Source organism: Actinokineospora spheciospongiae, from assembly GCF_000564855.1.
Lineage (GTDB): Bacteria > Actinomycetota > Actinomycetes > Mycobacteriales > Pseudonocardiaceae > Actinokineospora > Actinokineospora spheciospongiae.
Genome location: NZ_AYXG01000250.1, coordinates 1 through 6,212, shown reverse-complemented (window position 1 = coordinate 6,212; position 6,212 = coordinate 1). Strand labels below are relative to the sequence as shown.

At 72.5% G+C, this 6,212-nt stretch carries 6 protein-coding genes; 1 reads left to right on the top strand and 5 read right to left on the bottom strand.

Translation table 11 applies throughout. The features are described 5' to 3' along the window. Positions 1–63: 63 nt before the first annotated feature. On the bottom strand, positions 64–516 hold the full coding sequence (locus UO65_RS32045) for a MarR family transcriptional regulator (RefSeq protein WP_035290497.1): 453 nt from the start codon (positions 514–516) through the stop codon (positions 64–66). An 88-nt stretch (positions 517–604) separates the two neighbouring features. Between UO65_RS32045 and UO65_RS32040 the strand changes: the two genes are divergently transcribed. After that, a complete protein-coding gene (locus UO65_RS32040) occupies positions 605–1,147 on the top strand; it encodes an isochorismatase family protein (RefSeq protein WP_035290494.1) in 543 nt (180 codons plus the stop codon). 95 nt (positions 1,148–1,242) lie between these two features. Here the strand turns inward: UO65_RS32040 and UO65_RS32035 are convergent, their stop codons facing one another. The 4 genes from UO65_RS32035 to UO65_RS32020 all read right to left on the bottom strand — a co-directional run. After that, positions 1,243–2,835 (bottom strand): glycosyl hydrolase family 18 protein, encoded by a 1,593-nt coding sequence (locus UO65_RS32035; RefSeq protein WP_052022093.1) that lies wholly within the window; start codon positions 2,833–2,835, stop codon positions 1,243–1,245. A 174-nt stretch (positions 2,836–3,009) separates the two neighbouring features. Continuing rightward, on the bottom strand, positions 3,010–4,482 hold the full coding sequence (locus tag UO65_RS32030) for a glycoside hydrolase family 3 N-terminal domain-containing protein (protein WP_035290491.1): 1,473 nt from the start codon (positions 4,480–4,482) through the stop codon (positions 3,010–3,012). Then, positions 4,479–5,306 (bottom strand): carbohydrate ABC transporter permease, encoded by an 828-nt coding sequence (locus UO65_RS32025; protein WP_035290488.1) that lies wholly within the window; start codon positions 5,304–5,306, stop codon positions 4,479–4,481. The genes UO65_RS32030 and UO65_RS32025 overlap by 4 nt, the downstream gene beginning before the upstream one ends. Before the next feature lie 3 nt (positions 5,307–5,309). Then, the coding region (locus UO65_RS32020) for a carbohydrate ABC transporter permease (RefSeq protein ID WP_035290484.1) at positions 5,310–6,212 on the bottom strand (903 nt) is incomplete at its 5' end.

Genomic DNA, 6,212 nt, shown 5'->3' with positions numbered 1-6,212 from the left:
ACGCCCTGGGGCTTGAGAACAACCATTCTCAAGCCCCAGGGCATTTTTGCGTTCAAGAACGCCTCACGCCCGGACGCTCGGCGAGGACGTGAACGCCTGCTCCAGCCGGTCCAGCACGCGGATCGCCGTGCGCAGCTCCTCGCCGTCGAACTCCTCCAGCGCCGAGGTCATCGACCCCGCTGTCCACCCGAGGTACCGCGTGCCCACCGCCAGGCCGCGATCGCGCAACGCGAGCAGCACCCGCCGCCGGTCCCGCCGGTCCGGGGTCCGGTCCACGTACCCGGCCTTGGCCAGTCGGTCCACCAGCGCGGTGACCGACGCGGAGTTCAGCGCGAGCCGGGTGCTCAGCCACCCGGGGGTGGCCCGGTGGCCGTCGCGGCGGGCGTCGAGCAGCAGCACCAGGGCGCGCAGGTCGGTCGGGTGCAGGCCCTCGGCGGCGGCGAACTCGGCGGCCCGCAGGTCGAGGTGGGCGGCGATGCGGCGCAGCAGGGTCGCGACGGGGGCCGTGTGGTCCAACGGAAGAACTCCTCGTGAGCGTGGACACGGTCGACATCCCCGCGTCTTAAGTTAGGCTTGCCTAAGTCGAGAGAAGAGAGGGTGTGCCATGACCCAGCCGGTCGCCGACCCCTACGACATGTCCGCCGCGGCCGTGCTGCCGGAGCGCGCCTCCTCCTGGAGCTGCCGGTCGGACCGGGCGCTGCTCCTGGTGCACGACCTCCCCGCGGAGATCGACACCGAGTGCGCCCCGCTGCGGGACCTGGCCTTCAACCTCGACCAGCTCCGGGAGACCTGCCACGAGCTGGGGGTGCCCGTGGCCCGGTCCTCGGTCCGCTTCGAGGGTGGACCCGGCCCCGGCGAGCACTGGCTGGCGAACCTGTCCGCCGACCACTTCGGCGGCCTGCGGGCGCTGCTGGACAGCTTCGGCCGCGACCAGCTCCTGCTCACCGGTGTCCGGGCGCACGCGGCGTGCCTGATGTCCGCCGCGGGTCCGGCGCTGGCCGGGGTGCAGGTGTTCTGCGTGGCCGACGCGATCGTGGACCGCTCCCTCGACGAGCACCGCCATTCCGTGCGGGCGGCGGCCGACCACGGCGCCACCCCGATCACCACCGGGCAGGTCATCGGCCAGCTCCTGGGAGTGTTGACGTGACCCAGTGCTGACCTGGTTCAGTACCGACCTGATCCGGCGCCGGTGAGCGGCCGCCCTGGTGAACCGGGCGGCCGCTCACGCGACTCCTCAGCAGGTCACCGGGCCAGCGCGGTGATCAGCTCACCGTTGCCGGTGTCGCCGGACAGCTCCCAGAAGAAGGAACCGCCGAGGCCCTGCTGCTTGGCCCACGCGCGCTTGCCCGCGATGGTGGCCGGGGTGTCGTAGCTCCACCAGTTGTTCCCGCAGTAGGAGTACGAGGTGCCGCCGACGGTGCCGGTGGGCGGGCAGGTGTTCTTGAGGACCTTGTAGTCCTCGATGCCCGGCTCGTAGGTGCCCGGCGCGGCGCCGGTCGCCGACCCGCCCGGGGCGCTCTGCGTGACGCCGGTCCAGCCGCGCCCGTAGAAGCCGACGCCCAGCAGCAGCTTCGCCGCCGGGACGCCCTTGGACTTGAACTTCGCGATCGCGTCCGCGGTGGAGAAGCCCTGCTGCGGGATGCCGCTGTAGGACGTCAGCGGCGAGTGCGGGGCGGTGGGGCCCTGGGGGTTGAACGCGCCGAAGAAGTCGTAGGTCATCGGCATGATCCAGTCCAGGTACGGCGCGGCGGCGGCGTAGTCCGTCGCGTCGATCTTGCCGCCCGCGGAGCCGTCGGCGGTGGTGGCCGCGGTGACCAGGTTCCCGGTGCCGAACCTCGCCCGCAGCGCGCTCACCACGTTCTTGAACGCCTGTGGGCCGCTGCTGTCGCAGGTGAGCCCGCACGCGTTCGGGTACTCCCAGTCGACGTCGATGCCGTCGAACACGTCGGCCCAACGGGGGTCTTCGACCAGGCTGTAGCATGAGTCGGCGAACGCGGCCGGGTTCTGCGCGGCCTGGGTGAAGCCGCCGGACCAGGTCCAGCCGCCGAAGGACCAGATGACCTTGAGCCCGGGGTGCTTGGCCTTGAGCTTGCGCAGCTGGTTGAAGCTGCCGCGCAGGGGCTGGTCCCAGGTGTCGGCCACGCCGTCGACGCTGTCGGCGGCGGTGTAGGCCTTCTCGTAGTCGGCATAACTGTCGCCTATGGCGCACCGGCCGTTGGTGACGTTGCCGAAGGCGTAGTTGATGTGGGTGAGCTTCGCCGCCGAGCCCGAGGTCTCGATGTTCTTCACGTGGTAGCCGCGCCCGTAGACGCCCCACTCGGCGAAGTACCCGACGACCTTCTGACCGCCTGCGGGCGGCGGCGTGGTGGTCGGCGGGGTGGTGGTGGTCGGGGGAGTCGTGGTGGTCGGCGGGGTGGTCGTGGTGGGCGGGGTGGTGCCGCCGGTGCAGGGCGCGCCGTTGAGCTTGCAGCCCGTGGGGGCGCCGCCACCGGAGCCGTTGAAGCCGAACGACGCGGTCGCGCCCGCGGCGATCGTGCCGTTCCACCCCAGGTTCGTGAACGTGTAGTGGTTGCCGGACTTGCTCATGGTCGAGTCCCAGGCGGACGTGACCGCGGAACCCGACGGCAGGTCGAACTCGACCTTCCATCCGGTGAGCGCGGTGGTCCCGCCGTTGCGGACGGTGTACTTGCCTTCCCAGCCGGTTCCCCAGTCTTGGGTCTTGGTGAACTCGGCGGTGGGGGTGGCGGCGGCGCCCGCGGGGGCGGCGACGATCCCGAGTGTCAGGGCGGCCGCGGCGGCGGCCGCCGCGGTCAGGTGCCACTTGATCCTGGACATTTGGTCACCTCGGCAGGGAGCAGGGATACCATGTCAACTGTGGTCCAGACCAATTTCTGAAACAAGGTCCGGACCGCCAAGTCCACTCGGGAGGAGCAGTCGGATTCCGGGTGGAGGCGTGCGCGAGCACGCCGCGGTGGTGGCCGGTGGGACTTCCGGCCACCACCGAGCTTGTCAGGGGGCGGGTCTCGCCCCGGGGGTCAGCGCCGCCACGGCCTCGGCCGCCGCGCGCAGACCGGACCAGGAGGCGCCGGAGGTGTCGATGCGCGCGGCGGTGCCCCGGTCCGGTCCGGGGACACCGGTCTCCACGTGCACCACCACCGGCACCGCGGCCACCAGGGCGTCGAGCAGCGCCACCACGTCGGGGTGCCGGTGCGCGTCGCGGGTGACCACGACGACCTCCCCGCGCGCCCGTGCCCGCGCCACCGCGTCGCCGGGTTCGGCCGGGTCGACGCGCACGGCGGTGGCGCCCGGGAGCAGGTCGGCCAGGTGCGGGGCCAGGCCCCACGGGCCGGGGCCCGCGGCGATGGTCGGCGCCACCTCGACGTCGAGCACGAGCGGGTCGGCCGGGAGCCGGGCGGACCCGCGCGAGCGCAGGGCGCGGCGGGCGATGACCTGGCCGAGTTCACCGTCGTCGGGGCGGGTGGCCCGCCGGGGCGGGGCGCCGAGGGCGCGGGTCCGCTCGGCGGCCTCGGCCAGGCGTTCCTCGGTGAGGTCGCCGGTGCGGACCCGGGCCACGATGGCGTCGACGATGGCGACGACCGCTTCGGCGTCGGCGATCTGCCCACCCACGCACAGCGCGTCCGCGCCCGCCCGCAGCGAGCGGACGGCGGCGTCGGCGAGCCCGTCGGCGTTGCCCAGGTGACCGGCCAGCGCGCCCATCTCCAGCGCGTCGGTCACCACGGTCCCGGTGAAGCCGAGTTCGCCGCGCAGCGCGGTCCCGATCGCCACCGGGTTGACCGTCGCGGCCTCGGAACCCCACTCCGGCACGACCAGGTGCCCGGTCATCACCGACCGCACCCCCGCGGCGATGGCCGCGCGGAACGGCAGGAACTCCACCGCGCGAAGCTGCTCCACCGTGCGGGGGAGTACCGGCAGCTCGTGGTGGGAGTCCGATGTGGACGCGCCGTGGCCGGGGAAGTGCTTGGCGCAGGCGGCCACCCCGTGCTCCTGCAACCCGCGCACGTACTCGGCGACGTGCGCGGCGGCGGCGTAGGGCTCGGTGCCGAAGGCGCGCACGCCGATGATCGGGTCGTCCGGGGTCAGCGTCAGGTCGGCGCACGGGGCGAGGTCGAGGGTGATGCCGCAGGCGGCCAGCCGGGCGCCGAGCGCGGCCCCGGCCGCCCGGGTCAGCCGCAGGTCCTCGGCCGCGCTCAGGGCCAGCGGGCCGGGCAGCCGGGCACCGGTCGCCGCGTCGAGGCGGGTGACGTCGCCGCCCTCCTCGTCGATGCCGATCACGACGTCGCCGCGGTCGGCCCGCAGCCGCGCGGTCAGCGCGGCGACCTGCTCGTCGTCGACGACGTTGCGGCCGAACAGCACCACCCCGCCCAGACCGGCGGAGAGTCGGTCCCGCACCCAGTCCGGTGCCGTGGTGCCCGCGAAACCGGGCAGCAGCACCGCTTCGGCCAGCTCGTGGATCTCGCTCACCCCTTCACCGCCCCGCTCACGCCACCGGTCACGAGCCTGCGCCGCACCAGCAGGAAGAACACCAGCGCCGGGATCGCGTACACCACCGAGGCGGCCATGATGCCGCCCCAGTCGGTGCCGAACGCGGTCTTGAACGACGACAGCCACACCGGCAGCGTCTGCTTGGGCTGGTCGCGCAGGAACACCAGCGCGTAGAGGAACTCGTTCCACGCGGTCACGAAGCTGAACACCGACGTGGAGACCAGGCCGGGGCCCAGCAGCGGCAGCGTGATCCGGCGGAACACCCCGAACCGGCCGCAGCCGTCGACCATGGCGGCCTCGTCCAGCTCGACCGGGATGCCCTTGACGAACCCGCGCAGCGTCCACACGGTGAACGGCAGCGTGAACGCCACGTACACCAGCAGCAGCCCGCCCAGGGAGTTGAGCAGGTCGGCGTCGCGCATGATCAGGTACATCGGCACGAACAGCGCCTCCAGCGGCGCGAGCTGCGCGATGAGCACCAGCAGCAGGAAGCCCTTGCGGCCGGTGAAGCGCATCCGGGCCAGCGGCACCGCGGCCAGCAGCCCGGCGACCAGCGCGCACGCCACCGACCCCAGGGTGACGATGAGGCTGTTGACGAGGAACGTGGTGAACCCGGCCTTGCCCAGCGCGGTGGTGAAGTTGGCCAGCGTCACGCCCAGCGGGATGAGGTCGTAGGCGGGGGAGAGGATCTGCGCGGGCGTCTTGAGCGCGGTGGTCAGCATCCAGTACGTCGGGAAGGCGAAGACCGCCGCGACGGCCAGCCCGAGCGCGGACAGCCACCTGCGCTGCGAACGCGTTGTCATCGGCTACAGCTCCGTTTCCGGCGAGCGGACCAGCAGGCGCATGTACCGCCAGGTGACCGCGACCAGCACGACCAGCATCAGCACGGCCACCGCGGCGGCCACGCCGAAGTGGCTCGCCGAGATGCCCTTGAGGTAGAGCAGCACCGGCAGCGTGGTGCTGCCGCCGTCCGGGCCGCCCTGGCGGATCGCCCAGACCTGGGTGAAGACCTTGAAGTCCCACAGCACCGACAGGAACGTGACCAGCGTCAGCATCGGCCGGATCGACGGCCAGCTCACCGCCCGGAACGCCTGCCACGGCGTCGCGCCGTCGATGGCGGCGGCCTCGTAGAGGTCCCTGGGGGTGTTGACCAGCCCGGCGTAGAGGGTGAACCCGATGAACGGCGTCGCCTGCCACACCACCAGCAGGCCGATGACCGTCAGCGTGCTCGCGCCGCTGGAGAACCACGAGTGGCCCCGGAAGGAGTCCACGCCCAGGGCGACCAGGGTCTTGTTGAGGATGCCGTACTCCTGGTCGAACATCCACTGGAACACCGTCGTGGTGGCCACGATCGGTGTCGCCCAGGCCAGCACCAGGCTGATCTGGAGCACCGCGCGCACCCCGGGGCCCAGGTGTCGCATGAGGACGCCGATGGCCAGGCCCAAGCCGACGGTGACGGCGACGACGGCGGCGGTGAACACCACCGTGCGCACCGTGACGGTCCAGAACTCCGGGTCGGAGAGGACCTCGGCGTAGTTGTCGAACCCGACCCACTCGACCTCGCCGCGCACCAGTTCGCCGAGGTCGAGCTTGCGGAAGCTGATCCCGAGCACTTGGAGGGCGGGCCACGCCAGCAGCGCCAGCATGAGCACCACGGCCGGGGCGAGCATCAGGTACGGGACCGCGAGGTCCGACAGCGGGCGGCGCGG

Excerpts from the sequence above, each read along its gene's own strand:
- UO65_RS32040 (WP_035290494.1), top strand. The coding sequence starts at position 605 with ATGACCCAGCCGGTCGCCGACCCCTACGACATGTCCGCCGCGGCCGTG.
- UO65_RS32035 (WP_052022093.1), bottom strand. The coding sequence starts at position 2,835 with ATGTCCAGGATCAAGTGGCACCTGACCGCGGCGGCCGCCGCCGCGGCC.
- UO65_RS32025 (WP_035290488.1), bottom strand. The coding sequence starts at position 5,306 with ATGACAACGCGTTCGCAGCGCAGGTGGCTGTCCGCGCTCGGGCTGGCC.